21 protein-coding genes and 3 tRNA genes are annotated in these 24,776 nt (G+C 57.5%); 15 read left to right on the top strand and 9 right to left on the bottom strand.

Going from position 1 to position 24,776, the window contains the following annotated elements:
- Positions 1-70: 70 nt before the first annotated feature.
- From ubiM to ACL7TT_RS03025, 14 genes are all read left to right on the top strand, one after another.
- On the top strand, positions 71-1,237 hold the full coding sequence (gene ubiM / locus ACL7TT_RS03090) for a 5-demethoxyubiquinol-8 5-hydroxylase UbiM (RefSeq protein ID WP_413393087.1): 1,167 nt from the start codon (positions 71-73) through the stop codon (positions 1,235-1,237).
- A 363-nt stretch (positions 1,238-1,600) separates the two neighbouring features.
- A tRNA-Met gene (locus ACL7TT_RS03085) sits at positions 1,601-1,677 on the top strand.
- A gap of 41 nt (positions 1,678-1,718) precedes the next feature.
- Positions 1,719-1,795, top strand: a tRNA-Met gene (locus ACL7TT_RS03080).
- Between the two features lie 40 nt (positions 1,796-1,835).
- Positions 1,836-1,912: transfer RNA gene (locus tag ACL7TT_RS03075), tRNA-Met, on the top strand.
- Positions 1,913-2,047: 135 nt separating this feature from the next.
- Positions 2,048-2,512, top strand: coding sequence for a ribosome maturation factor RimP (gene rimP, locus ACL7TT_RS03070; protein WP_299943869.1), 465 nt, complete (start codon positions 2,048-2,050; stop codon positions 2,510-2,512).
- A 43-nt stretch (positions 2,513-2,555) separates the two neighbouring features.
- Positions 2,556-4,058 (top strand): transcription termination factor NusA, encoded by a 1,503-nt coding sequence (gene nusA / locus ACL7TT_RS03065; RefSeq protein ID WP_413393085.1) that lies wholly within the window; start codon positions 2,556-2,558, stop codon positions 4,056-4,058.
- Between the two features lie 65 nt (positions 4,059-4,123).
- Entirely contained in the window at positions 4,124-6,889 is a 2,766-nt protein-coding gene (gene infB, locus ACL7TT_RS03060) for a translation initiation factor IF-2 (protein ID WP_299943864.1), read from the top strand.
- A gap of 89 nt (positions 6,890-6,978) precedes the next feature.
- Entirely contained in the window at positions 6,979-7,374 is a 396-nt protein-coding gene (gene rbfA / locus ACL7TT_RS03055) for a 30S ribosome-binding factor RbfA (protein ID WP_413393083.1), read from the top strand.
- A gap of 3 nt (positions 7,375-7,377) precedes the next feature.
- Positions 7,378-8,319, top strand: coding sequence for a tRNA pseudouridine(55) synthase TruB (gene truB / locus ACL7TT_RS03050; protein WP_413393081.1), 942 nt, complete (start codon positions 7,378-7,380; stop codon positions 8,317-8,319).
- A 147-nt stretch (positions 8,320-8,466) separates the two neighbouring features.
- Entirely contained in the window at positions 8,467-8,736 is a 270-nt protein-coding gene (gene rpsO / locus ACL7TT_RS03045; RefSeq protein ID WP_299943856.1) for a 30S ribosomal protein S15, read from the top strand.
- A gap of 257 nt (positions 8,737-8,993) precedes the next feature.
- Complete coding sequence (gene pnp, locus ACL7TT_RS03040; protein WP_413393079.1) at positions 8,994-11,120, top strand: polyribonucleotide nucleotidyltransferase; 2,127 nt, start codon at positions 8,994-8,996, stop codon at positions 11,118-11,120.
- A 132-nt stretch (positions 11,121-11,252) separates the two neighbouring features.
- The gene (locus ACL7TT_RS03035; protein ID WP_413393077.1) at positions 11,253-11,903 is read left to right on the top strand and encodes a hypothetical protein; all 651 of its coding nucleotides are present in this window, start codon (positions 11,253-11,255) and stop codon (positions 11,901-11,903) included.
- Positions 11,904-12,002: 99 nt separating this feature from the next.
- A complete protein-coding gene (locus tag ACL7TT_RS03030) occupies positions 12,003-12,296 on the top strand; it encodes a GFA family protein (protein WP_413393075.1) in 294 nt (97 codons plus the stop codon).
- 120 nt (positions 12,297-12,416) lie between these two features.
- A complete protein-coding gene (locus tag ACL7TT_RS03025; protein ID WP_413393074.1) occupies positions 12,417-13,385 on the top strand; it encodes a zinc transporter ZntB in 969 nt (322 codons plus the stop codon).
- Between the two features lie 264 nt (positions 13,386-13,649).
- On the opposite strand, the gene panB is transcribed toward ACL7TT_RS03025, so the two are convergent.
- The 4 genes from panB to pcnB all read right to left on the bottom strand — a co-directional run bounded on the left by panB (position 13,650) and on the right by pcnB (position 17,113).
- On the bottom strand, positions 13,650-14,462 hold the full coding sequence (gene panB / locus ACL7TT_RS03020) for a 3-methyl-2-oxobutanoate hydroxymethyltransferase (RefSeq protein ID WP_413393072.1): 813 nt from the start codon (positions 14,460-14,462) through the stop codon (positions 13,650-13,652).
- A 5-nt stretch (positions 14,463-14,467) separates the two neighbouring features.
- Entirely contained in the window at positions 14,468-15,151 is a 684-nt protein-coding gene (locus ACL7TT_RS03015) for a deoxynucleoside kinase (protein ID WP_413393070.1), read from the bottom strand.
- A 106-nt stretch (positions 15,152-15,257) separates the two neighbouring features.
- The gene (gene folK / locus ACL7TT_RS03010) at positions 15,258-15,734 is read right to left on the bottom strand and encodes a 2-amino-4-hydroxy-6-hydroxymethyldihydropteridine diphosphokinase (protein ID WP_299943836.1); all 477 of its coding nucleotides are present in this window, start codon (positions 15,732-15,734) and stop codon (positions 15,258-15,260) included.
- Complete coding sequence (gene pcnB, locus ACL7TT_RS03005; RefSeq protein ID WP_413393068.1) at positions 15,734-17,113, bottom strand: polynucleotide adenylyltransferase PcnB; 1,380 nt, start codon at positions 17,111-17,113, stop codon at positions 15,734-15,736. The genes folK and pcnB overlap by 1 nt, the downstream gene beginning before the upstream one ends.
- Before the next feature lie 684 nt (positions 17,114-17,797).
- On the opposite strand from pcnB, the gene ACL7TT_RS03000 reads away from it, so the two are divergent.
- A complete protein-coding gene (locus ACL7TT_RS03000; RefSeq protein ID WP_413393066.1) occupies positions 17,798-18,190 on the top strand; it encodes a hypothetical protein in 393 nt (130 codons plus the stop codon).
- A 203-nt stretch (positions 18,191-18,393) separates the two neighbouring features.
- Here ACL7TT_RS03000 and ACL7TT_RS02995 read toward each other — a convergent pair whose 3' ends face one another.
- The 5 genes from ACL7TT_RS02995 to dksA all read right to left on the bottom strand — a co-directional run bounded on the left by ACL7TT_RS02995 (position 18,394) and on the right by dksA (position 24,558).
- On the bottom strand, positions 18,394-19,785 hold the full coding sequence (locus tag ACL7TT_RS02995) for a sigma-54-dependent transcriptional regulator (RefSeq protein ID WP_413393064.1): 1,392 nt from the start codon (positions 19,783-19,785) through the stop codon (positions 18,394-18,396).
- Positions 19,786-19,911: 126 nt separating this feature from the next.
- A complete protein-coding gene (locus ACL7TT_RS02990) occupies positions 19,912-22,872 on the bottom strand; it encodes an ATP-binding protein (RefSeq protein ID WP_413393062.1) in 2,961 nt (986 codons plus the stop codon).
- The gene (locus tag ACL7TT_RS02985; protein ID WP_299943824.1) at positions 22,862-23,038 is read right to left on the bottom strand and encodes a hypothetical protein; all 177 of its coding nucleotides are present in this window, start codon (positions 23,036-23,038) and stop codon (positions 22,862-22,864) included. Before ACL7TT_RS02985 ends, ACL7TT_RS02990 begins: the two co-directional genes overlap by 11 nt.
- 131 nt (positions 23,039-23,169) lie before the next feature.
- On the bottom strand, positions 23,170-24,063 hold the full coding sequence (gene gluQRS, locus ACL7TT_RS02980) for a tRNA glutamyl-Q(34) synthetase GluQRS (protein ID WP_413393060.1): 894 nt from the start codon (positions 24,061-24,063) through the stop codon (positions 23,170-23,172).
- Between the two features lie 57 nt (positions 24,064-24,120).
- Positions 24,121-24,558, bottom strand: coding sequence for an RNA polymerase-binding protein DksA (dksA, locus tag ACL7TT_RS02975; RefSeq protein ID WP_299943818.1), 438 nt, complete (start codon positions 24,556-24,558; stop codon positions 24,121-24,123).
- Positions 24,559-24,776 lie beyond the last annotated feature (218 nt).

Genomic DNA, 24,776 nt, shown 5'->3' with positions numbered 1-24,776 from the left:
GGCGGCTGTAGCCGAAGGTGCCAGTTGAGAAAATGGTTTGGCGGTGGACTTGCCGTCAGGGGGGACAGAAATGTTGCAAGCAGATGTCGCAATTGTTGGGGCGGGGCCTGCAGGGCTGGCGTTGGCGGTGGCACTGGCCAGACGTGATTGCCGGGTAGTATTGCTGGAGCGCCAGAGTGAGCAACATGTCCTCAGCCCGGATGATGACGGACGAGAGATTGCACTAACCCACAAATCCGTGAGGATATTGGAGAATCTGGGGGCTTGGCAGCGACTGCGCGACGATGAAATCGGCACACTGCGATCTGCACAGGTTGTGGACGGATACGCCCCGGCCAGTTTGAATTTTGGTACCCGCGGCGGCGGGCCCCTTGGGTTTATTGTATCTAATGCGACTCTCCGGCGCGTGCTCTATGAGGTGGCTCGGGAGGACCGCAAGATACAATTCTACAGCGGCTGTACAGTAACTGGGATCAGAGCTGAGGCGGGCCGGCGAGTGCTGGGCTATGGGGAGGACGGGAGTATTGCTGCAGCACTGGTAGTGGCGGCGGACAGCCGTTTTTCTGAGGTGCGGAGAATGGTGGGTATCGGTGCAGATATGCGCGACTTTGGTCGTGTGGCGATTGTCGGGCAGGTGCGCACTGAACGGGCGCACGGTGGTGTCGCGCGGGAATGTTTTCGCTATGGCTCTACCCTGGCGCTGTTGCCCCTGGCGGAGTGTCACGCCTCCTCGGCAGTGGTGACCGTGCCCGCCAGTTGCACTGAGGCGGTTATGCAGTTAAGTGATGCAGCGTTTGCCGCCTGGGTACAGGCGGAAAGTGCTTCGCAGCTTGGCGCGGTCGAGACCTGTGGCCAGCGCTACAGCTATCCACTGGTCGCCATGTATGCACACGGGTTCTATGCTGAGCGCTTTGCCTTGGTGGGGGACGCCGCTGTGGGTATGCACCCGGTGACGGCGCACGGCTTTAATCTCGGGCTTGCCGGTGCAGATACCCTGGCGCGTCAGCTGCAAGGGGTTGTCCGCCTGTATCAGCCTGCGCGGCTCGGGCGCGCACTGTCCCGCTACCAATTCCAGCACCGTCTGGAGTCTCGCCTGATTTACTCAGGGACCAATCGGGTGGTGGGCCTGTTTACCAATGATCGCCTGCCTGCGAAGTTGCTGCGCAAGGCAGTGCTGCGTGTGAGTGATCACTTTGCGCCAATTCGTCGTGCTATCGTGCACCAGCTCACGCGCTAACGAGGATTGTGGGAGCGGTGGATATAGCAAATTTGCCAGGTTTAAAGTGGCTAAAAAGAAAGAGCGGATAGCGGCAGAAGCAGGCCCGCCTGGTGTCGGGATTGGCCCTGCGCCAGTCGGTTTGTTGGCGGCCCGGCGCAGGTGGTCAACAGTGGAGAATGGCCTCTTGCGGGATTTTCTTCCTTTTCTATACTGATCTGCGGGATAGGGCGGGTGACTTCCCGCCCAGAGTAAAAACAAATGCCAATTACGGCTTGACTCACTTGGGCCGCAGCCATAGAATTCGCAGCCTCTTGAGTGGTTGGGTTAGTTAGCCCCGCCGCAGGGAAACTAAGATTGCCAGGTTTCGTTTCCTGGAGTTGTTGCGGGGTGGAGCAGCCTGGTAGCTCGTCGGGCTCATAACCCGAAGGTCGTAGGTTCAAATCCTGCCCCCGCTACCAATTTCTTCTTGATACAATGGCTTTGAATACGCATTCATTGTTGCGGGGTGGAGCAGCCTGGTAGCTCGTCGGGCTCATAACCCGAAGGTCGTAGGTTCAAATCCTGCCCCCGCTACCAATCTTGTCTTAATAAAAGGCTGTGGGTGCGTTTTCGTTGTTGCGGGGTGGAGCAGCCTGGTAGCTCGTCGGGCTCATAACCCGAAGGTCGTAGGTTCAAATCCTGCCCCCGCTACCAAATTTACATTCGCGTATACTGACTGCGCGAATGTGCGGTCAAAGCCCCGTCAGGGGCTTTTTCGTATCTGCAAAGAAAATTGCAGAGGTATTTCGAAGTGGGCCGCAGGCCCATTTTTTGTATGTGGTGACGTGGATGGCGGGCAAACGCGAATTGCTGGAAGAACTTCTGGCGCCGGTGGTGGCATCGCTGGGGTGCGAGCTTTGGGGCATTGAATACCAGACCCACGGCCGAAATGCGCTGCTGCGTATCTATATCGACTCTGAAAACGGCATTGCAGTGGAAGACTGCGAAAAAGTGAGCCGTCAGGCCAGTGCGGTGTTGGATGTGGAAGACCCCATCAGCAGCCGGTACACGCTTGAGGTCTCTTCGCCGGGACTTGACCGCCCCCTGTATACCCTGGGGCAGTATGCGCGTTTTGCCGGCGCCCAGATCGAGGTCCGCCTGCGACTGCCCCTGGCTGGCCAGCGCAAATGGCGCGGCCTGTTGGCCGGTATAGAGGGAGATGAAGTGGTGCTGCGTGTGGACAGCGAAAATGAGTATCTGTTGCCAATCGATAGTATCGAAAAGGCAAATATTATTCCCCAATTTACCAAGTAACCTGTTAGGCGCCTAAACGCAGGCGAATTTGAGGCACAGTTGCATGAACAAAGAGATCTTGCTGGTAGCCGAGGCGGTATCCAACGAGAAGGGTGTTGACCAGGAGATTATATTCCAGGCCATCGAAGCGGCACTGGCAACGGCCACGAAGAAACGCTACGACGAAGATTCAACCATAGAGGTGATCATTGACCGCCTTACCGGTGACTACGAGACTTTCCGCAGCTGGGAAGTTGTGGGTGATGACACCCTGGCCGAACTGGGTACCCAGTTCACCCTGGAGGAAGCCCATGAGAAAGATCCGCAACTGGGCGCTGGCGACCTCTATCGCGAGCAGGTGGAAAATGTAGAGTTCGGCCGCATCGCTGCACAGACCGCGAAACAGGTGATCGTGCAGAAGGTGCGCGAAGCCGAGCGCGCCAAGGTTGTGGATGAGTATCGCGACCGCGTTGGCGAAATGGTGAGCGGTACCGTCAAAAAAGTAACGCGCGACTTTATTGCCGTGGATCTCGGCAACAACGCCGAGGCACGCCTGCCCCGGGACCAGTTGGTTGGCCGTGAGATTTTCCGTTTGGGGGATCGGGTGCGTGCCATTTTGCTGGAAATCCAGCCGGAAGCCCGTGGTCCTCAGCTAATGCTGAGCCGCTCCTGCGCGGAGATGATTATCGAGCTGTTTCGCATCGAAGTGCCGGAAATCGCTGAACAGGTGATCGAGATTAAGGGCGCAGCCCGCGATCCGGGCCTGCGCGCCAAGATCGCAGTAACCACCAATGATGGCCGTATCGATCCGGTGGGCGCCTGTGTGGGTATGCGCGGTGCGCGTGTACAGGCGGTATCCAATGAGCTGTCCGGTGAACGGGTGGACATCGTGCTGTGGGATGAGAACCCGGCCCAGTTTGTCATCAACGCCATGGCACCGGCAGAAATTGAATCCATTGTTGTCGACGAAGACACCGGCGCCATGGACGTGGCGGTGGCCGAGGAAAACCTCGCCATGGCCATTGGCCGCAGCGGCCAGAATGTGCGTCTCGCCTCCGAACTGACCCAGTGGCAGATCAATGTCATGAGTTCCGATGAGTGGCAGAACAAGCAGGAGGCAGAGTCCAGTTCCATCATGCAGGTGTTTATGGACCGCCTGGATATCGACGAAGATGTGGCCACGGTGTTAGTCGACGAAGGCTTCACCTCTCTTGAGGAGGTAGCCTACGTGCCGATTGAGGAAATGCTCGAGATCGAAGGCTTTGACGAAGGCATCGCCGAAGAGCTGCGCGCCCGTGCCAAGGACTCCCTGTTAACCCAGGCACTGGCCTCAGAGGAGAAACTGGACGCTTCCGAGCCCCAGGAAGACCTGCTCACGATGGAAGGTATGGAACGCCACCTGGCGTTCCAACTGGCGAGCCGCGGCATTGCCACCATGGAAGACCTGGCGGAGCAGGCAGTGGACGATCTGCTCGATATCGATGGTCTCGACCAGGAGCGCGCCGCGGCGCTGATTATGAAAGCGCGTGAGCCCTGGTTTGCCGATGACAGCGGTGAGCAAACCTAGGTGCGAAGGCACAAGACAGACAAATAAGTAAACCCCCTCCGACCAAGTGACTTTTAGGAGAGAGAATGGCCCAAGTAACAGTTAGCGAACTCGCCAAATCGGTAGGTGCCACCGAAGACCGTCTGCTCACGCAGATGAAGGAAGCGGGTTTGTCTCACACCTCTGCGAGCGCGGTGGTGTCAGATGAGGAAAAGCAGGTCCTGCTCAACTTCCTGAAAAGCAGTCACGGGGAGCAGGGCGCCAGCCCGCGCAAGATCACGCTGAAGCGCAAGACTACCACGACGCTGAAGACCGGCTCTGGCACCGGCCGTAAGACCGTGAATGTGGAAGTGCGCAAGAAGCGTACCTACGTGAAGCGTCCCCAGGCCGATCTTGCTGCGGAAGCAAGCGAAGGCAGTGCTGCCACAGCAGAATTGGAAGCCCAGGCAATCGAGCAGGAGCGACTGCGGGTCGAGGCGGAAGCAGAAGCTGCCCGCCTTGCGGAGGAAGCACAGCGGAAAGCCGAGGCGGAGGCCAAAGCAGCTGAAACTGAAGTCAAGGCCGCCGAGCAGCCGGAAATTTCGCAAGGCACAGAGGATAACACGGCACAAAGTGTGGAGAAAAAAGCGGAGCCCGCAGCACCGATTCGCTCCAGCTATGTGGATGATATCGAAGCGATGCGTATCGCTGCAATGGAGCGCCGCAAGCAGCAGGCCAAGCAGGATAAGCTTGAGCTCGATGAGAAAAAAGCGAAAGTAGAGGCTGAGCGGCAGCGCACTGCACAAAAGAAAGTGGAAGCCTCCACCAAGGCCAAAGCTGCCAAATCCGAGAAAACTGAAGAGGTTAAACCTTCCTTGCGCCGCAAGCTGGAGGCCGCGCCACCGGGCGACGGTGATCGCACTGAGGAGCAACCGCGGAAGCGTCGCGGCCGCCGTTCCAAGTCCGGCCCGAAAAAATCCAGCAAGACCGCTCTGTTCGATCAGGCGCTGGAAGTGTTTGAAGAGAATGAAGCAGAGAAGCGCAGTACGCGCTCCCTTTCCCGACCCACCCTGAAGATTAAACCGACTCACGGTTTTAAAAGGCCCACGGTGAAGCAGGTATACGAAGTACAACTGGGCGAAATCATCACCGTAGGTGAACTGGCCAAACAGATGAATGTGAAGGCCGGCGAGTTGATCAAGCGCCTGATGAAGATGGGTGAAATGGCCACCATCAACCAGAGCCTGGATCGCGAAACCGCACAGCTGCTTGCCGAGGAAATGGGGCATTCAGTGGTCATGCGCTCCGAGAGCGAACTGGAAGAGCGTCTGGTAGCTGAATCCCAGTCACAAGAGGGTGACGATGTTTCCCGTGCTCCGGTTGTTACTGTAATGGGACACGTAGACCACGGTAAAACGTCCCTGCTGGACTACATTCGCAAAACCAAAGTGGCCTCCGGTGAAGCCGGTGGTATTACCCAACACATCGGTGCTTACCGTGTGAAAACCAGCCAGGGCGAGATCGCTTTCCTGGATACTCCCGGACACGCCGCCTTTACCGCCATGCGCGCCCGCGGCGCCCAGGCCACCGATGTGGTGATCCTGGTGGTTGCCGCTGATGACGGTGTCATGCCGCAGACTGAAGAGGCTGTTAATCACGCCCGCGCTGCCGGTGTGCCGCTGGTTGTGGCGATCAACAAGTGCGATAAGGAAGGCGCGGACCCTGATCGCGTTAAGAACGAGCTGGCGGCGAAAGACGTCATTCCAGAAGACTGGGGCGGTGATACCCAGTTTATCAATGTCTCCGCGCACACGGGCCAGGGCATTGACGATTTGTTGGAGGCCGTTTCCCTGCAAGCGGAGATTCTGGAGTTGAAAGCCAGGATCAAGGTGCCGGCCACCGGTGTGGTGGTGGAATCCCGCCTGGAAAAAGGCCGCGGTGTGGTTGCTACCTTGCTGGTGCAAAACGGCGAGCTGAAGCGCGGCGATATTATTCTGGCAGGCCAGAGTTACGGGCGCGTGCGCGCCATGACCAATGAGCACGGCAAGCAGGTGAAGGAAGCCGGCCCCTCCACGCCGGTGGAGTTGCTGGGCCTGGACTCAACTCCGAATGCCGGGGACGAATTCCTGGTGGTGGCGGACGAACGGAAGGCCCGCGAAGTGGCCGAACAACGCGCGCACAAAGAGCGCCGTGAGCGTATGCAGCGTCAGCAGGCAGCCAAACTGGAAAACATGTTTGCCGACATGGAAGCCGGCGAGCGCAAAGTGCTGCCAGTTGTCATCAAAGCCGACGTGCGCGGCTCTCTGGAAGCGATCCTGAGTGCTCTGGCGGATATCGGCAACGAAGAAGTTTCCGTTAACGTGGTATCCAGTGGTGTTGGTGGTATCGCTGAAAACGATATTAACCTGGCCCTGACCGCCGGCGCTATCGTACTGGGCTTCAATACCCGTGCCGATGTTTCTGCGCGTAAGGTCGCCGAAACCGAGGCTGTGGAGATTCGTTACTACAGCGTCATCTACAACCTGCTCGACGAAGTGAAGCAGGCTCTGTCCGGCATGCTGGAGCCGGAAATTCGTGAGGATATCGTGGGTATTGCCCAGGTGCGCGACGTATTCCGCTCTCCGAAGTTTGGCGCCATTGCCGGCTGTATGGTTACCGAGGGTACCGTGTACCGCAACAAGCCGATCCGTGTTCTGCGAGACAATGTTGTAATCTACCAGGGTGAACTGGAATCCCTGCGCCGCTTTAAGGATGATGTCCAGGAAGTGCGAAATGGTATGGAGTGTGGTATCGGGGTGAAGGACTACAACGACGTGAAGTCCGGTGACCAGATCGAAGTCTACGATATCGTCAAGGTTGCCCGCGAACTGTAAGACTTGTAGCTCGAATCACAGTGAAACCCGCCCGGCTGCTGCCGTGCGGGTTTTCCTGTCTTTGAACTGCCATCTGCTATAGGTAAAAAATGGCAAGAGAATTTCATCGTGCTGATCGCGTCGCTGATGCCATGCGTCGCGAGTTGGCACAACTGATTCAAAAGGAAGTGCGTGACCCGCGCCTGGGTATGGTGAATATCAACGATGTGGAAGTCAGTCGCGATCTGACCGTTGCCAAGGTATTTGTCACATTTGTGGGCGAGGATGACCGCAGCCAAATCAATACTTCGATGGAAGTGCTGAACAAGGCTGCGGGTTTCCTGCGCAGACTGCTGGCGCACTCGATCCAGATGCGGGCTATTCCACGCCTGCAATTCCACTACGATGAAACCTCCGTGCGAGGCCAGGCACTCTCGGCACTGATTGACAAGGCGGTGAGTTCTGATCGCGAGCACCAAGACAACAGCGACTCTAAGGAAGATTGATCCATGGGCCGCAGACCAAAATGGGGCCGACCGGTGAACGGTGTGTTGTTATTGAACAAGCCCGCTGGTATTACTGCCAACGATGCCCTACAAAAAGCCAAACGCCTTTTTTTTGCCAACCGCGCGGGGCACACCGGCGCACTGGATCCAATGGCAACCGGTGTGCTGCCAATCTGTTTCGGTGAAGCCACCAAGTTTTCCCAGTACCTGCTCAATGCCGACAAGCGCTATCGCAGCACTTTTTGCTTTGGCATGACCACTACCAGTGGCGATGCCGATGGCGATGTGCTGGAAACCAGGGATGCCTCGGATCTCACTGAGCAGGATGTGCTCAAGGCTATGGAAGGGTTCCGGGGTCTTATCAAGCAGATCCCTTCCATGTTCTCTGCCCTCAAACACAAGGGTCAGCCGCTGTACAGGTTGGCGCGCCAGGGGATTGAGGTGGAACGAGAGGCGCGCGAAGTGAAGATTTTTGAATTTGAGTTGCTGGGATTTACGCCCGGCAGCCAGCCCTGCGCCGAAGTGGAGGTGCACTGTTCCAAGGGCACCTATATTCGCAGTATTGCCGAAGACCTGGGCCACGCCCTGGGCGTCGGTGCCTATGTGGCGGCACTGCACCGCAGCGGGGCCGGCGCCTATGACGAGGCCGGCGCAATCACGCTCGATGCGCTTGCCGAGGAGCGTGGCGAAGGCAGGGCGGAAGTACTGGACTACCACCTGTTATCGGTGGACTCCCCTGCCTCTTCTCTGCCGAAACTCACCCTGCCGGATGACTCCGGCTACTATGTGCGTCAGGGACAGCCGGTAATGGATTTACAGGTCTATCGTGTCGGTGCAGAAGGTGATATGGTGCGCCTCTTCCTGGAAAGCGGTGATTTTCTGGGCGTGGGAGAGGTTACCGACGACGGGTGCGTAGCTCCGCGGCGTCTGGTAACTGGCACTTGAGTGACGGCTGCTCTATTGGTGAAAGCCGGGATGGCGCTGTGAGTGAAAGTGTCCGCGCGGGTTTGCCCGCAATAGCGATTAGCTGGTCTGTAAATATGCACGGGCCAGCCGAATCTTTTAAAGCATATTACGATGAGGTAATACGTTATGGCACTGACTGCCACTGAAAAAGCAGCCATTCTGAATGAGCACGGCCAATCCGAAGGCGACACCGGTTCCCCGGAAGTCCAGGTAGCTCTGCTGACAGCCAATATTAACAAACTACAGGGTCACTTCTCTGCGCACAAGCAGGATCACCACTCCCGTCGGGGGCTGATCCGCATGGTAAATCAGCGCCGCAAGCTGCTGGATTACCTCAAGCGCAAGGATCTGAACCGTTACGCACAGCTGATTGCCAAACTCGGCCTGCGTCGCTAAGACCCTGGAATGCCCGCCTCTGGCGGGCATTCTTTTTCATGCTTACTGAAAAGTGGCGCCTTGTCGCTTTTCAGAAGTCGCGCTGCACAGCCCCTCGGAGATTGCCGAGCTTGGGTGCGGCGCCAGCACCGGCCACCCTGGCCGGTGGCGGTACGCCCGCGTACCATCCCGGGCAAGGGGCTTGAACCTCCGCTCGGGCAACTATTGTAGGGGTTACTGGAATGGGCCAGTAACCGTAAGGAAATAGGAAAGAACTAGTGAATCCAGTAAGCAAAACCTTCCAGTACGGACAGCAACAGGTCACCATCGAGACTGGCCGTATCGCGCGCCAAGCCACCGGCGCAGCCCTGGTGACCATGGGTGAAACCGTTGTTTTGTGTACCGTTGTTGGTGCCAAAGAAGCCAAGCCTGATCAGGGCTTTTTCCCGTTGTCCGTGCATTACCAGGAAAAAGCCTATGCGGCCGGCAAGATTCCCGGTGGTTTCTTCAAGCGCGAAGGTCGCCCGTCTGAAAAAGAAACCCTGACCTCCCGCTTGATTGATCGCCCGATTCGCCCGCTGTTCCCCAAGGGCTTTATAAATGAAGTCCAGGTGATGCTCACGGTCCTGTCCGCAGAGAAGGATGTGGACCCGGATATCGCCGGTATGATCGGTACTTCCGCAGCACTGTCAGTATCCGGTATCCCCTTCGCCGGCCCGATCGGCGCTGCGCGTGTTGGCTACACCCAGCAGAATGGTTACTTGCTGAATCCGAGCTACAGTGCCCTGAAAACCTCCGAACTGGATATGGTGGTAGCAGGTACCAAAGACGCTGTACTGATGGTGGAATCCGAGGCTAAAGAGCTGCCGGAAGATATCATGTTGGGTGCGGTGCTGTACGCGCACCAGGAAATGCAGGCCATTATCAAGGTCTGTGAAGAGCTGAAGGCGGAAGCCGGGAAGCCCACCTGGGACTGGCAGCCAGAAGCGGAAAACACCGCATTGAAAGCCGCTCTGGAAGGCCAGTTTGGCGATAAGGTAGCGGAAGCTTACCGCATCACCGACAAGCAACAGCGCACCGCCCGCCTGGCCGAACTGCGCAGTGAAGCGGCAGAGACTCTGACCTTTGAAGAGGTCGATGCCGGCGCTATAAAGAGCGACTTTGGCAAGCTGGAAAAGAAAATTGTCCGTGGTGCAGTAGTGCGCGGCGAGCCGCGTATTGACGGTCGCGACACCAAGACAGTACGTCCGATTAGCGTTGAGATTGGTGTGTTGCCGAAAGGCCATGGTTCGGCACTGTTCACCCGTGGTGAAACCCAGGCCCTGGTCGTTGCCACCCTCGGTGCTACCCGTGATGCACAGATCATTGATGCTTTGGAGGGTGAGCGCAAAGACTACTTTATGCTGCACTATAACTTCCCGCCCTACTCTGTCGGTGAGACGGGTCGTGTTGGCGCTACCGGTCGCCGTGAAATCGGTCACGGCCGCCTGGCCCGTCGCGGTATTGCGGCTGTGTTGCCCGATCCGGAGAGTTTCCCGTATACCTTGCGTGTCGTTTCCGAAATCACTGAATCCAACGGTTCCAGTTCCATGGCTTCCGTTTGCGGTTCCAGTTTGGCGCTGATGGATGCGGGTGTGCCCCTGAAGGCGCCGGTGGCCGGTATTGCCATGGGCCTGGTGAAGGAAGATGAAGGCTATGCGGTGCTGACCGATATCCTCGGCGACGAGGATCATCTGGGTGATATGGACTTCAAAGTGGCCGGTACCGCCTCCGGTGTAACCGCGCTGCAAATGGATATCAAAATCGAAGGGATCACCGAAGAGATTATGGAAACCGCCCTGGAACAAGCCTTGCAGGCGCGCCTGCACATCCTTGCGGAAATGAACCGGGTGATTGAATCCTCCCGCGCCAGCGTGAATGAGAATGCGCCGCGCTATGCGACCCTGAAAATCCAGCCGGACAAAATTCGCGATGTGATTGGCAAAGGCGGTGCGACTATCCGCTCCATCACCGAAGAGACCGGTGCCTCTATCGATATCGAAGATGATGGCACTATCAAGGTCTTCGGGGAAGATGGTGAGAGCCTGGAAACCGCAGTGACCCGCATTGAGGAAATCACTGCGGAAGCCGAGATCGGGACTATCTACGAGGGCACTGTGGTGCGTATCGTGGATTTTGGTGCTTTCGTTAACTTCCTTCCGGGTAAAGACGGCCTGGTACACATCTCACAGATTGCCGATGAGCGTGTGAATGCGGTCACCGACTATCTGAGCGAGGGCCAGAAAGTGTTTGTGAAGGTGCTTGATGTTGACCAGCGCGGACGTATTAAGCTGTCCATCAAGGAAGCCAAAGCCGAGCAGACAGCCGCGGCAGAGGCGGCGGGACAGGGAACCGACAAACTGTGAGCCTGCAAAGCTGAAAAAAACCCGGCCTCGCGCCGGGTTTTTTTATGGCTTTTTTTGCGGATGAAAGGGCCGGGTCATTGTCTGTTCTCACGGATTTTCAGCTAGAATTTGGGCGAAAAGGGGAGGGTAACCGTGCACAATCTTTGGCTTTTGGACCTGATGCTCGGTCTCACTGCCCTGTTGATTGCCAATCAGTATTGGTATTTGACCCGCGCGCACTTTCAGTCGGCGGCCCTGATGATGGTTGCTGCTCTTGTCCTTATGGCTCTCGCTGCGATTGCGGGCGCCTACCGCTACGGTATAGACCCCAGTGTGACTGAACTGCACCGGGCACTCACTCGCCTTTCCGGCTTCGCCGCTCTCCTGTTAATTGGCACCGGCCTGTTTTGGGTGCGTCTGGGTTTGCGCTGGGGTACGGACAAGCGCGCGCCAGCCTATGCGGTGGTGGCAGTGGTCCTCGCATCATCGATCGGTCTCGGGGGAAGCGGCCTGATGGCGCCCCGTTCGGTAGTCGATCTGTACTCGACGCTGGGTCTGCTGTTGTGGCTGCTGGTGGCGTTACTGGAATGGGTTTCACCACGCCGACTGAGCCGTACACAGGCTTTTGTGCTGGGTGGTGGCGCTGTGCTGGTGGCCGTTAACGGACTGTTTGTCGGCACCGGTGCCACACAACTACTGGGCCTGGCGCGCACCAACTGGTTCCATCTGCTGTTGGCTCTCTCGCTGTTCTCCCTTTTGAGTGCGCGCCCCTTGTTTGGTCTGGATAAATCTGCAGGTGCGTGAGATAACAACCAAACTACAAGGTGGTTACCACTGCGGCGCCGAGCGTTTTCGTGGATTACACAGGCACAAAGACGGTGAGCCCAGGCCTGTCACTACTCCATGGGCAAAAAGTGCGCTTACCTGCACCTGATTGTGCCTACACAGAATATTGAGCTGATATGCCGGGATGTAGCCCGCAGTGGTTATACTTTTAATATCGGCGTAGCAAAACACTATTTCTGTTGTCACTGCAGTGTGAAATCTTTTTACATTCCGCATTCAACTCTGGATGGCTACAGTCTCAATACGCGCTGCCTGGATGAATGCCTGCGGGACATGCAGGGAGAGTCTTTCGACGAGCAGAACCGGGAGCAAGCTGCGGCTGAGGTGGCGCACCTGAGTATGATTGGGTAGCCCAAGCCGGCGTAACAGTTTGCAGCAGCGCGGCCAAATGGCGCTGATGCCAAGCGATTAAACACTCCCCCTGGGATGCGTGCAGTTCCGGGGAGGAATTGCAAAAGGAAGCGCATATCCGTGCAACCTGAGTATATTCATGCAACGCTGCTGGATCGAAAGGGCTCAGGGCGGGAAATGACCTGGCTTGAGGTGGAGGGTTGGCATCCTGGCCAGGGAGTGCTGTGGCTCCACTTTGATCACGCTGAGGAAGAGGTCGTGCAGTGGATAAGCACTGACAGCGGGCTGGCGCCAATCGTGGTGGAAGCTCTGCTGGCGCGGCCGATACGACCTCGCACTCTTGCAGTGGGTGACGGGCTCTTCCTGGCCCTGTGTGGGGTGGACCCAAAGCACAAGTCACGTCGGGAGGACCGGGTCTCGATCCGTGTGTGGGTCGAGGAAAATCGTGTCATCAGTATCGGCAAACGGCGCCTGCTGGCAGAGGAGGACCTGATAGCCCGTTTGGAGAGTGGCTGCGGCCCCCAGGGTACCGCCGCGCTGGTGGTTTCCCTTGCGGATTTACTCGTACTGCGCATGAGTGACCGGGTTGAGGAGTTTGAAGAGGGAGTGGATGACTTGGAGGACCAGCTTCTGGAGAGAGGGATGGGGGGCCTGGGAGTGAATCTGGTGCAGTTTCGTAAGAGGACAATTGCACTGCGCCGCTATCTGTGCCTGCAAAGAGAGGTCCTGTCGCGCATGCAGCAAGAGTCTGTACCCTGGTTCGACAAGGAGAGTCATGCATTATTGGGTGATGTCAACGAGCGCCTGCAGCGGAATATCGATGATATTGATACCGTGCGAGAGCGCGCCGCTATTGCCCAGGAGGAACTCCTGAGTCGCAATTCCGACCAGCTCAACAGCCGCATGTACGTATTGTCGATAGTCGCCGCTGTATTCCTGCCTTTGGGATTTTTGACCAGTTTGTTCGGCGTTAATGTCGGCGGTATCCCCTGGGAGGAGTCCGCCAGTGGCTTTATCGTCTTCTGTATTTTTCTGATGGTGGCCTTTGCGGGGCAAATAGCTTTTTTTCGCTGGAAAAAGTGGCTATAGCAATTCTTGTACGCGGGTGTCTGTCGCACTGTTGCAGGTAAAAATTGTAACCATTTGCTGCGAGAGGGCACTGATCATGATCCCACAGATAGCGCGTAGCCCTTTCCACTTCGGCAAGCTATTGCCACCCGTCTGAGCCCCGTGTTTCAACAAGGATTCCAAAAACCTCTCACCCCAGAAGGGGAAACTGGCCGGAGTCCTCAGCACCGGTAGGATGGCAGGTGGCCAAATGCTGTGGGATTCCGGGGGAGGCCAACGGCAAGCTCATTTGAAAATATGCGAATCGCTTGGGAAGATTCCGAGTTTGACGTCTTCCGCGTATTTGCGCAGTGCACCGGGAATATCCTCGGCTTCCACCAGAAAGTTTTTGGAGAATTTTGGGGGTTGCTCGGTGAGGCCGAGAATATCGTTGATGACCAGCACCTGGGCGTCGGTGTTGCGCCCGGCACCGATACCGATGGTGGGCATGGCAACCGATTCGGTGATGCTTTTGGCCAGGGTTGCGGGAACACACTCGAGTACCAATAGGTCGGCGCCGGCCTGATCCAGTTGGATCGCATCATCCAGGATCTGTTTGGCGTGTTCTGCATCGCGCCCCTGTACCCGGTAACCCCCCAATTTGTGTACAGACTGTGGGGTTAGCCCCAGGTGGGCACAAACCGGAATACCGCGATCAGTGAGCATCTTCACGGTTTCGGTAAGCCAGGCGCCGCCCTCAATCTTTACCATATGGGCGCCAGCCTGCATGATACGGGTGGCGTTGGCGATGGCCTGCTCTGGCGTGGCGTAGGTCATAAACGGCATGTCACCCATAATCAGGGACTTCCTGTTGCCCCGTGCCACCGCTTCCACATGGTAGATCATCTGTTCCATGGTAACCGGTACAGTGCTGTCATAACCGAGTACGGTCATCCCGAGGGAGTCCCCCACCAGCACTGCCTCGACACCACTTCTTTGGGCCATGGTGGCCATAGGTGCGTCATAGAGCGCAACGACAGTAAACTTCTCTCCCTTCTCCTTTTTTTTGCACAGGGATTGAGCAGTGACGAGCCGTTCTAATTCAAAGGATGTATACATAAGCATTAACTTCCCGGATTGTAATAGTGTCGGCCGTTGGTGACAGTGAGCATGTACTCGACCAGTTGGCGGTAATCTTCTGGGTGATTGACAAAATCGATTTCCTCACTGTTGACGATAAGTAGGGGTGCACTGTCGTAGTGGTGGAAAAACCGGGTATAGGCTTCGTTGAGGGTGGCCAGATACTCGTTGCTGATGGCGCGCTCGGCGGGGATGCCGCGGTTGCGGATCCGGGTTTGTAGCACATCGAGAGGTGCTTGCAGGTAGATAACCAGGTCCGGCCTGGGTGCTTCCAGGGTGAGATGCTGGAATACCTGCTGGTAGAGCGCGAGTTCATTCTTATCCAGGGTCACCTGGGCGAACAACTGGTCTTTTTCAATCAGGAAATCCGCTACCCGTACTGGTTCAAAGAGGTCGTTCTGGCGCAATGCCTGGATTTGCTGGGAGCGCTGCAGGAGAAAATGCAGCTGGGTCGGTAGGGCCGCGCCTCTGGAATCGCGGTAAAAACGTGCCAAAAAAGGGTTTTCCTCCGCCCGCTCCAGCAGGGTATCGTAATTGAAAGTGGCGGCCAGCTTCTTCGCAAGCGTGGTTTTACCCACGCCGATATTGCCCTCCACGGCGATAAACTTGGGCAATGGCTTGCCCGACAGGCTGAACTCACTCGGAGTGTCGCTGTTGTCGATAACCACGTATACAATTCCTATGGCTGGGGCGTCTTCCCGATGGGTTTCAGGCGCAAAAGTACTATCAAGTGGGGCGCTCAGTCGAGTACTTTTCAGGGGCTGAGGTGGTCGATCAGATTTTCTCCAAGCGGTTGTGTGGGCAATTCTGCAGCAGCTGTGCCAATGTCTCCCCTGAGGGCAGTCGCAAATTGGGTGTCAGCTCGGCTAACGGCACCAGTACAAAGTTGCGTTCGAACATGCGTGGGTGCGGCACCTGCAGGCGCAGGCTGTCTATTTGTTTTGGGCCGAACAGCAGTATATCCAGATCCAGGGTGCGGGCGCCCCAGCGCACGGATCGCTCGCGCCCGTGTGCAGCCTCAATGGCCTGCAGTTGCTCGAGCAGGGAAAGCGGACAGAGTTCTGTGTGCAGCTCTGTTACCGCATTGATGTAGTCCGGTTGCGCGCTTGGACCAAGGGGCGCGCTGCGATAGAAACCGGAGCAGCGCAGCAGTTGGCTTTGCGGGATTTCCCCCATTGCCACCAGGGCATTGCGCAGTTGTTTTTGCGGCTGCGCCAGATTGCTGCCGAGCCCAATATAGGCTGTGTCCATTACCCGGTTGTCCGGGGTTTGCGGTGGCGTCCACCACGGGAGCTGCGGCCGCGCTGATGGCCGCCGCCGTTGCGCTGTAGCTTGCGTACCATTTGCTCGCGCTGCTCTTCATCGGCCTGTTGGAACTGGGTCCACCACTGGCCAAGTCCAGCCTCAATCTCGCCGCACTCTTCGCGCAGCAACAGGAAATCGTAGGCAGCGCGAAATCGGGGGTGTTCCGCCAGGCGTTGGGCACGACTGCCACCACGCTGGGGCAGGCGGTATTGCAGGTCCCAGATTTCGCGCATGGGGATAGAGAAGCGTTTCGGGATCGCGGTGTGTGCCAACTGGGCACTTGTGATCTTTTGTGCGGCCTGGATCAGCGCCGGTACCGGTGGAATTCCCTTCTCCACCAGCTTCTGCTGTTCCGCGTTCACCGCCGGCCAGAGCAGGGCTGCATACAGGAACGCAGGGGTGACCCGCATGTCCGAGCGAATGCGCTGGTCAGTATTGCGCAGGGCTTGCCGGGTCAGTGCCAGAGCCGTCGGGCTCTGCTCGATCTGGACGGCATTGTCGGGGAACAGATGCTGCCACAATTCGTAACGTCGCAATAATTCAAAGGTGCTTTCACCCTGGCCGCTCATCAGCAGCTTGAGCATTTCGTCGAAGAGGCGGGCGGGGGCGATATTGCGCAATAGGGGCGCCAACTCCCTTAGGGGGGCCTCGGTTTTATTTTCTATGGTGAAATCCAGTTTGGCGGCGAAGCGCACCGCGCGCAGCATACGCACCGGGTCTTCCTTATAGCGCGTAACCGGTGTGCCAATCATGCGGATCAGGCGCCTGTCTATATCCTTTACACCACCGGTGTAATCGTGAATGGCGAAGCCGTTCGTGGTGTAGTAGAGGGCATTGACGGTAAAGTCCCGGCGCTTTGCATCGCTTTCCAAATCTCCGTACACATTGTCTCGAAGCAGCATCCCGTGCTCCGATTGCCTGGCGTTGTGCTCTCCACCGTCTGTGTGGTGACCGCGGAAAGTGGTCACTTCTATGACTTCGCGACCGATACGGGCGTGCAGGATACGGAAACGCCGCCCCACAATACGTGCACCCCGAAACAGTACCTTGGCCTGCTCTGGGGTGGCATCTGTGGCGATATCAAAGTCCTTGGGGTGGCCGTCGAGCATCAGGTCACGCACCCCGCCGCCGACAATAAAGGCTTGGTAACCCGCGTCCTGCAGGCGTTTCATAACCGTCAGTGCTGCGCGGCTGATGTTTTGCCGGGAGATATTGTGGTTGTTGCGGGCGATGACCCTGGGGCCTTGCTTGGCCGGCTTGCGCCAGCGCTGAATACGAGTAATCAAATTGTTGAGCATACGGCTGTCTGTCTCGACTGCTGCCATTCGTGAATGACCGGAAAAACCCTGCTGCGCTTTGGCCACACGGCAGTGGGGGCAGGCTCTGTGCCCATGCTTTTCCACCCTGGGACCCAGAGGGGTGGGGATACTGCTGCTTCTACAGCCCCGGGCTGGCCAGAGTTGAAGTACAAATTAAGGCACTAAAGTGACGCCTGTCTCCAGCGAGCTGGATGTGTGGGCGCGATTCTAACATACCCCATACAATGCGCCCGCAATCTGCGGATGTCGGGTGTTTTGATAATGAAAATAAGAATTATTACAGGCTGGAGAATCCGGGAATCCTTCCATAGCCAGCGGGATAATTTTCCCTGGCACACCAGGCGTTTGTGTATGGGGTTGCCAGGCCTTTTATGAATTGCTCTTTTTTATCCAAACTTGACCCTACGGGCAGCGCAATGTCGTTGCAAGATAAAACAGCAGGCATTCAGCTCAAGCCGGGTGTAACCGGGATCGTTAAATGAAGAAGGGGTTCGCTACCCCCGGGTACCATAGCGGTGAAGACTTCACATGTCTGCTCTGCGGGCGAGACTATCGTGTAAATGGTAAGAGATCTGAGACATGGTTTGAAAGGCCCCATGAAAGTCTGCTCACGTCGCTTGGTATTACAGGAATAACTGTGTACCTAAAGGAAAGCCGCTGATAGAAGGGAGGTGGAGGAAAACGCTTCTTGTGAGAAATGCGGTTGGCAGAACACCCTCGGAACAACTGGTGACTGCCCGACCGAATGAGAATCACTCTTATTTTCTGTATGAAGGTAGCGGCTTCCTTGCGCTCTCAATTTGCAGTCAAGCAAACACCCTATCCCAGGTACAATTCAGTCAGTTTGCAACGCGCTTTTTGTTATTCTTGATTGGGACTTATTCTTATTGTTTATTGTTGTTTTTTCGGTTTTGGTCTCTCATTGCTCTTATTGTCGACCGCCTCATTATTATTATTCTCTTTTGCCCGCTTATTGTGAGTCATTTTAGGGCTTACAACGGTCATTTATTTTTATTGTTGGCCGTTTTTAATTTTTGTATCAAGAATAAAGCACTTTATGTGCCAACTTTAAAAATATTATAAAAATCAATAAGTTATAATCTTTACATATTTTCACGGAACTTTTCTCTGGCTTGTTGCGTTACGGAAGGTGCGGCAATTGTTACTTGTGGATGGGTTGGGTAACACTTGCCCCGATCAGCCTTGGGTTGGCTGCGGCAGTAGGGGTGGGTACGGACGCTGCCGGGCGGGGAGAAGACAGGAAACCCCGAAGAAGATGGGGGAGGTCAGGCCTCGGCGACGGTGCTACGGCGGGTCCTCTTGCGTGGAATCCCCAGTTTTTGCCGCCGCTCCCACAGGCACTTGCGGCTGACACCCAATTTCTTGGCCAGTTCGGTTTCGCTCATGGTGTCCTGGTGCTCGATAACAAAGCGGGCGAAATAATCTTCCAGGGACAGGTCCTCGCGGGGGTCTGTATGCAAGCTGCGAGGACGCGTTGAGCTTCTGGCCTCTTCCACGGGTACCAGGTCGAGATCAATATCCAGAATTTTATGATCGATTTCTTCACTGCTGCTGTCGGTGAGGATCACCGCGCGCTGGATCGCGTTCTCCAGTTCCCGCACATTGCCGGGCCAGGCGTAAGTGGTGACCGCCTGGATGGCCTCAGGGGACAGGCGCAGGAGCGGGCGCTCTATTTTTTTGCAAAATTTTTCCAGCAGGTGCTCAGCCAGTGCCAGAATGTCCCGACCGCGCTCCCGCAGGGGGGCGAGGGTCATCTGTACCACGTTGATGCGATAGTAGAGATCTTCACGAAATTTGCGTTCTGCCGCCAGCTGGCGCAGGTTGCGGTGCGTGGCAGCTACCAGTCGCACATTCACCTTGCGCGATTCAATCGCGCCGATGGGGCGCACTTCGCCCTCCTGAATCACTCGCAGCAGGCGCGCCTGGGCCTCCAGGGGGAGTTCGCCGATTTCATCGAGGAATAAGGTGCCGCCATCTGCGGCAGCTACCAGCCCTTCGCGGGCGCTCTGTGCCCCGGTAAAAGCGCCTTTTTCATAACCGAACAGTTCCGATTCGATCAGGGTCTCGGGGATGGCGGCACAGTTCACCGATATCAGTGGTTTGCCGACACGGTGACTCTCCTCGTGGATGGCGCGGGCAACCAGCTCCTTACCGGTACCCGTTTCACCGTGTACCAGTACTGTGGCATCGGTAGGTGCCACTTTGTGGATGCGGCCATACAGCTCGCGCATTATCCGGCTGTTACCGATCATTCCGGCGATGGAGCCGGTACTCTCTTTCTCCGCCGGGGCCTGGATGCGGCTCTGCTCGGCTTTGCCGATTACCCGGCGTATGGTGGTGATCATCTCATCGTGATCGAAGGGCTTGGCGATGTAGTCCGCAGCCCCCATACGCATCGAGTCCACGGCGGACCTGAGGCTGGCGTAGCTGGTCATGATCAGCACGGGGATATCGCCGGCGGGTTTGAGTAAATCGGTGCCGGGTGCACCGGGGAGGCGCAGGTCTGAGATGATCAGGTCCACCGTGTTCAGGCGATACTTACTGAGTGCTTCGCGAACGGAACCCGCCTCACTGACCTTGTAGCGGTGCCGCTCCAGAAGCTTGCGCAGCGCCGTTCGAATAATGGCTTCATCTTCGACGATCAGGATGTGGCTCATGTGTTACGCCTGGTTACAAAATACTCAGGAAGCGCCTAGTTTTACCTGTGCGCCGTTTCTATGCAACTCAAAAACTGAGAATCGAGCTATATTTGCACAAAATTTAATCGTTTTGGGCCTCCTTCCTTACCCAGCCAGCGGTAGCTGCACGATAAATTTTGCACCGCGTCTACTTTCCTTGTTGGCCGGACTGACCAGTTCCAACTGTCCACCATGTTCCTCGATAATGCTGTACACCATCGCCAATCCCAGCCCGGTGCCCTCTCCGGGCTCCTTGGTGGTGAAGAAGGGCTCGAGGATGCGCTCCCGGTGCTTTGGGGAGATCCCCGGGCCGTCATCGGTAACCGAAACACAGGCGCTACCCTTGCAGATATGGCCTTCAATGCGGATATGGCCTCCGTCGGGGCTGGCGTCACGCGCGTTGCTGAGCAGGTTGATAAATACCTGGATCAGACGCTGGTTGTCGCCGGGAGCAATCAGGTCTTCTGGCACTGTGTTATCGAAGCGCACCTCAGTCTTGTCCCGCTGCAGCGACAACAGCTGTACCGCCTCCTGCACACAGGCGTACAGATCCACCGGTGCCCGTTCACTCTCCTGGCTACCGCTGTGGGAGAAGTTGACCAGTGAGTGCACAATACGGCTGATGCGCTGGGTCTGGCTGAGAATCTGGTCGGCGGTCTCCAGGACCTCCGGATTGTCGCAGTCGAACTGGAGATTCTGTGCCAGGCAGGCGATACCGGTGACCGGATTGCCCACCTCGTGGGCGACACCCGCGGCAAGGCGGCCGACCGAGGCGAGGCGTTCGCTGTGCATCAGCTCCTGCTCCAGAACCTGTGTCTCGGTAATATCTTCCAACAACAGCATCTGGGCATCACCGCGCTCGTTGTGGGTGCGGTTGTTGCGGTCGCGCTTCTGCCGGGTCTTGTGCAGATTGAGCCAGTGGCTGATGCCTCCCAGGTTGACCTGCTGCTTGAAGCGGCTGGCATTGGCGGACTGGGCGAACTCTGTCAACAGACCGCGCCAGGGTTCGGTCAGGTAATCCAGTTTGGAGCCGACCACTCCGCTGGCGGTGATGCCGGTGAGATCCTGCATGGCGTAGTTCCACAGCAATATCTCGCCGTCGCGACCGAGTGAGCAGGCAGCCATGGGCAATTCTTCGAGCATCTGGCGGTGGTACAGGCGCAGATTGTTGAGTTCTGCAGCGAGTCCGGTGAGTTGGTGTTTGTAGCGCCCCAGGCGCGTCTCGATCAGGTGAATATCCTTATTGGCTGGTTGATCACTGTTTTTGAAGGGGAAGTGGCGGTCGATAATCTGCCCGGCCAGCACCCGCCCGAGCAGCCCTGAGAGGTTCGCTTCCAGCCGGTTGCGCAGCTGACGCAGGGCGTAGGGGCGCCGCTCATCGTCCGGCAGGTTGAGTTGGCTGAGGGCGCGTTTGACCTCCAGGCTGGCGGTGGCTGCGCCCAGGCTTTCCGCTAGGCGCAGGCGGAAGTCCGTGGCGGATTCCACGTCCAGCCCCAGGCGCAGGGCCTGGGCGATGGTGTCATCGCTGCATAGGTCGGCAGCGTACTGCTCCAGGCTGCCGGTGCGGGTAAACAGCGACAGGCAGACGAACAGCAGTATGTTGGCACCCAGTGACAGGGTGGTGATCTGGGTCCATATAGACATCCCCAGGGGCATCCGTATTGACGTGCCGGGGAGGGTGATACCATTCAGGTCGAGGATCGACGGCAGCATCAGGCCGCAGCCCCAAATCAGCATGCCTGCGAGCAGACCGCCAATAAACCCGCGACGATTGCCCCTCGGCCAGTGGATAACCGCAAAGATACCCGGCAGGAACTGCAGGGAACCGATAAACGCCAGCAGGGCCAGATCCGACAGGGACAATCGATTGTTCAGCAGCAGGTAAAAAGCAAAGCCGGCAACGAATAACGCGGCAATCAGGGTGCGGCGCAGCCACACCAGTTGCCGGTACATATTGTCTTCGGAATGCCAGCGGGTGCCCGGCAGCAGCCAGTGGTTCATCACCATGGTGGAGAGTGCCAGGGTGATCATGATCAGTGCGCCGGTGGCGGCGGAAAGACCGCCGATAAACGCGAGCGCGGTGAGCAGTGCGGAGCCGCTGGTGCGGGGTACCGCCAGGGAGAAATACTGTACGGGCTCGGCCACGCCCAGGGCAAAGCCCGCCCACATGATTGGGAAGATCGGCAGTGCCATCAGCAGCAAAAACAGCGGGAAGCCCCAGCTGGCAGTGCGCAGAGCCTGCCTTGTTGGGTGCTCGGCGACACTCAGATAGAAGATGTGCGGCATGGCCACAGCCGTGGCAATAAATACCAGCAGCAGCGTGTGCGAAGAGCCTTGTTCGATGGGGGTGTAGAGCCGCTGCTGCATATCACTGTTTTCCAGCAACCACTGGTCGAGGCCGGAGAAGCCGCCGAATACACCGAACACCGCATAGCCCCCAACGGCGGTAAGGGCAACCAGCTTAACCAGGGATTCCAGTGCCATGGCACTGGCCAGCCCCTCACCGCGCTCGCGGGTGGCACCGTACATACTGGTGAACACTGCGAGCAATACACAGTAAAGGAAGGCGATCAGGTTTTTGCTGGACACGTCGCTGTCCGGCAGTGCCAGTACGGTAGCGCTGTCATGGGACAGCAGTGCCAGGGTTTCCGACACCGCCTGGATCTGCAGGGCCACCAGGGGCATCAGAGCCAACAGCATAAACAGTGTGGTGAGGATGCCCGCCTGGCGACTGTGGTAGCGAAATACCAGCAGGTCCGCGGGAGAGTACAGCTGGTAACGTTGGGCCAGTCGCGCCAGGGGTTCCAGGGCCACCGGGGCGAACAGGAACATGGCGCCGGTGCCCAGGTAGTAGGCCAGCACGCCGTAGCCGTATTGCCAGGCCAAATCGACAATGCCGTAGAAGGTCCAGGCGGACAGGGAGACCCCCAGGGAGAGCACGTATACCACAGGGTGGCGCACCCAGCGCGACGGCATCCAGCCTTTGGACGCGGCGAAGGCGACAAAGAACAGGATGGCGATATAGGCGACACCCACAAAAGCGATATGGGCTATCTCAAAGCTCATTCGACTTGCGCCTCCACTGGATAAAAATCGCCAGTAGGATCAGGACAAACCAGAGGATAAAGGGCCGGTACCAAGCTCCGAAGGGGTTGATCATCCAGGTAAAAATGGTGGGGGAAAACACATAGCCCACCAGCACGAGCAGGATTAACAGAGTGCGGTTGCTCATAAGTCGCTTTGGAAACCCGCTTTGCAGTAAAAATATTCAGTTGCCAGGCCAGGTAGTTGTGCGCAGGGGTAAACCGGCTGTTGCCTGGGGCCGAGCATGACTGGCATAAAAAGGGTAATTGTCAACGCAATTCAGTGCAATTGCCGGTTGTGCCTATCGACCTGGTGGCGCTGCCAGTGGGTTGCGGCCCAGTTGAGAATTGTTTCCGGCATCTCCTGCGCCAGGGACGCGGGCACATGAAAGCCGAGAAATGCCAGCGCGGTACAGAGATTGCCAGCTGCATTGGCGTTATCGACAGCCGGGGCGCGATTTTGTTTGCTCAATTTCTGCCGGCCTCCCGGCCCCATCACCAGGGGCAGGTGTCCGAATACTGGTGGCGCAGCGGAGAGTGCCCCGAACAGGCGTATCTGCGCGCCGGTGGTCTCGAGTAGGTCCGCACCGCGTACCACATGGGTGATGCCCAGAGAGATATCGTCAACCACCACGGCTAATTGATAGGCGTAGAGGCCGTCGCGGCGTTTGAGGAGGGTATCGTCTCGGATATACTGGCGCTGCTCCCCGTGCCAGATATCCAAGAAAAGCTCCTCGCCGCCGGCACAGACCAGGCGCAGGGCACAGGTGCCCTTGCCGGGGTTTACGGTGCGGCAGCGGCTGTTGTTGTGCCCGCCGCTCTGGCGAATCTGGTTGCGCGAGCAGTAGCAGGGGTACAACAGGCCCTGTTTGCGCAACTGCTGCAGGGTATCCTCATAGAGTGGGGTGCGTTTACTTTGCCACTTAACAGTACCGTGCCAATGCAAGCCGTGGGCCTCCAGGGCGCTCAGAATGCGCGCGGCTGCGCCCGGGGCTTCGCGCGGGGGGTCCAGGTCCTCCATACGCAGCAGCCAGTGACCGCCGTGGGCTCTGGCATCGAGGAAGCTGCCGAGTGCGCACACCAGCGAGCCGAAATGCAGGGGGCCGCTGGGTGAGGGCGCAAAACGGCCAATATAGGGCTTAGCACTTTCCAAGGTGATTGGCGGTGGTCCCACAGACGGCCCTTTCGCGCCGGGCTACCTCGGGCGCTTCGGGCTGTTACCGGTTGGAAATCAGCCGGAAATCTGCCGTTCCTTGATTTCCGCCAGGGTTTTGCAGTCCACGCATAAGGTGGCGGTGGGGCGAGCCTCCAGGCGGCGGATACCAATCTCAACCCCGCAGGCTTCGCAATAGCCGTAGTCCTCCTGATCGATCAACTCCAGGGTGGCATCGATTTTCTTGATCAGCTTGCGTTCGCGGTCGCGGGTACGAAGCTCGAGGCTGAATTCCTCCTCCTGACTGGCACGGTCGGCGGGATCGGGAAAGTTGGCAGCCTCATCTTTCATATGGGAAACGGTGCGGTCCACTTCCGCCATGAGTTCGGCCTTCCAGGCCAACAGCAAGTTGCGAAAATGCGCCTGCTGCTTCTCATTCATGTACTCCTCGCCCTTGACCTCGTGGTAGGGCTCAAAGCCGTGCAGAGAATCGGCGCTCGCAGCAGTTTTGGGCATAGTCGGTGCCTCTCTTTCTATACGGGCCCCCGATAATGGGGGCGATACCACCAAATTCAATCTAGCCTAGACCGGAAACCTGTTGGGTGATGCTTTTATCACCAGCCAAAACGGTTGTGGTGGCAGGCTAATCCTTGCCCCGGTTGCCGATACCCCTCGGTGACCGGGAGCGTGGAAGCTATCAAATCTGCGCGATTCGCGCTACAAATAGTTGTCTG

The sequence above is a fragment of the Microbulbifer jejuensis genome (genome assembly GCF_047289955.1).
Taxonomy (GTDB): domain Bacteria; phylum Pseudomonadota; class Gammaproteobacteria; order Pseudomonadales; family Cellvibrionaceae; genus Microbulbifer.
This window is presented reverse-complemented; position numbering and strand designations above follow the sequence as displayed.

Coding starts and splice junctions, on each gene's coding strand:
- ubiM (WP_413393087.1), top strand. CDS start 71: ATGTTGCAAGCAGATGTCGCAATTGTTGGGGCGGGGCCTGCAGGGCTG.
- rimP (WP_299943869.1), top strand. CDS start 2,048: ATGGCGGGCAAACGCGAATTGCTGGAAGAACTTCTGGCGCCGGTGGTG.
- nusA (WP_413393085.1), top strand. CDS start 2,556: ATGAACAAAGAGATCTTGCTGGTAGCCGAGGCGGTATCCAACGAGAAG.
- infB (WP_299943864.1), top strand. CDS start 4,124: ATGGCCCAAGTAACAGTTAGCGAACTCGCCAAATCGGTAGGTGCCACC.
- rbfA (WP_413393083.1), top strand. CDS start 6,979: ATGGCAAGAGAATTTCATCGTGCTGATCGCGTCGCTGATGCCATGCGT.
- truB (WP_413393081.1), top strand. CDS start 7,378: ATGGGCCGCAGACCAAAATGGGGCCGACCGGTGAACGGTGTGTTGTTA.
- rpsO (WP_299943856.1), top strand. CDS start 8,467: ATGGCACTGACTGCCACTGAAAAAGCAGCCATTCTGAATGAGCACGGC.
- ACL7TT_RS03030 (WP_413393075.1), top strand. CDS start 12,003: ATGGGCAAAAAGTGCGCTTACCTGCACCTGATTGTGCCTACACAGAAT.
- panB (WP_413393072.1), bottom strand. CDS start 14,462: ATGTATACATCCTTTGAATTAGAACGGCTCGTCACTGCTCAATCCCTG.
- folK (WP_299943836.1), bottom strand. CDS start 15,734: ATGGACACAGCCTATATTGGGCTCGGCAGCAATCTGGCGCAGCCGCAA.
- pcnB (WP_413393068.1), bottom strand. CDS start 17,113: ATGGCAGCAGTCGAGACAGACAGCCGTATGCTCAACAATTTGATTACT.
- ACL7TT_RS02995 (WP_413393064.1), bottom strand. CDS start 19,785: ATGAGCCACATCCTGATCGTCGAAGATGAAGCCATTATTCGAACGGCG.
- ACL7TT_RS02990 (WP_413393062.1), bottom strand. CDS start 22,872: ATGAGCTTTGAGATAGCCCATATCGCTTTTGTGGGTGTCGCCTATATC.
- ACL7TT_RS02985 (WP_299943824.1), bottom strand. CDS start 23,038: ATGAGCAACCGCACTCTGTTAATCCTGCTCGTGCTGGTGGGCTATGTG.
- dksA (WP_299943818.1), bottom strand. CDS start 24,558: ATGCCCAAAACTGCTGCGAGCGCCGATTCTCTGCACGGCTTTGAGCCC.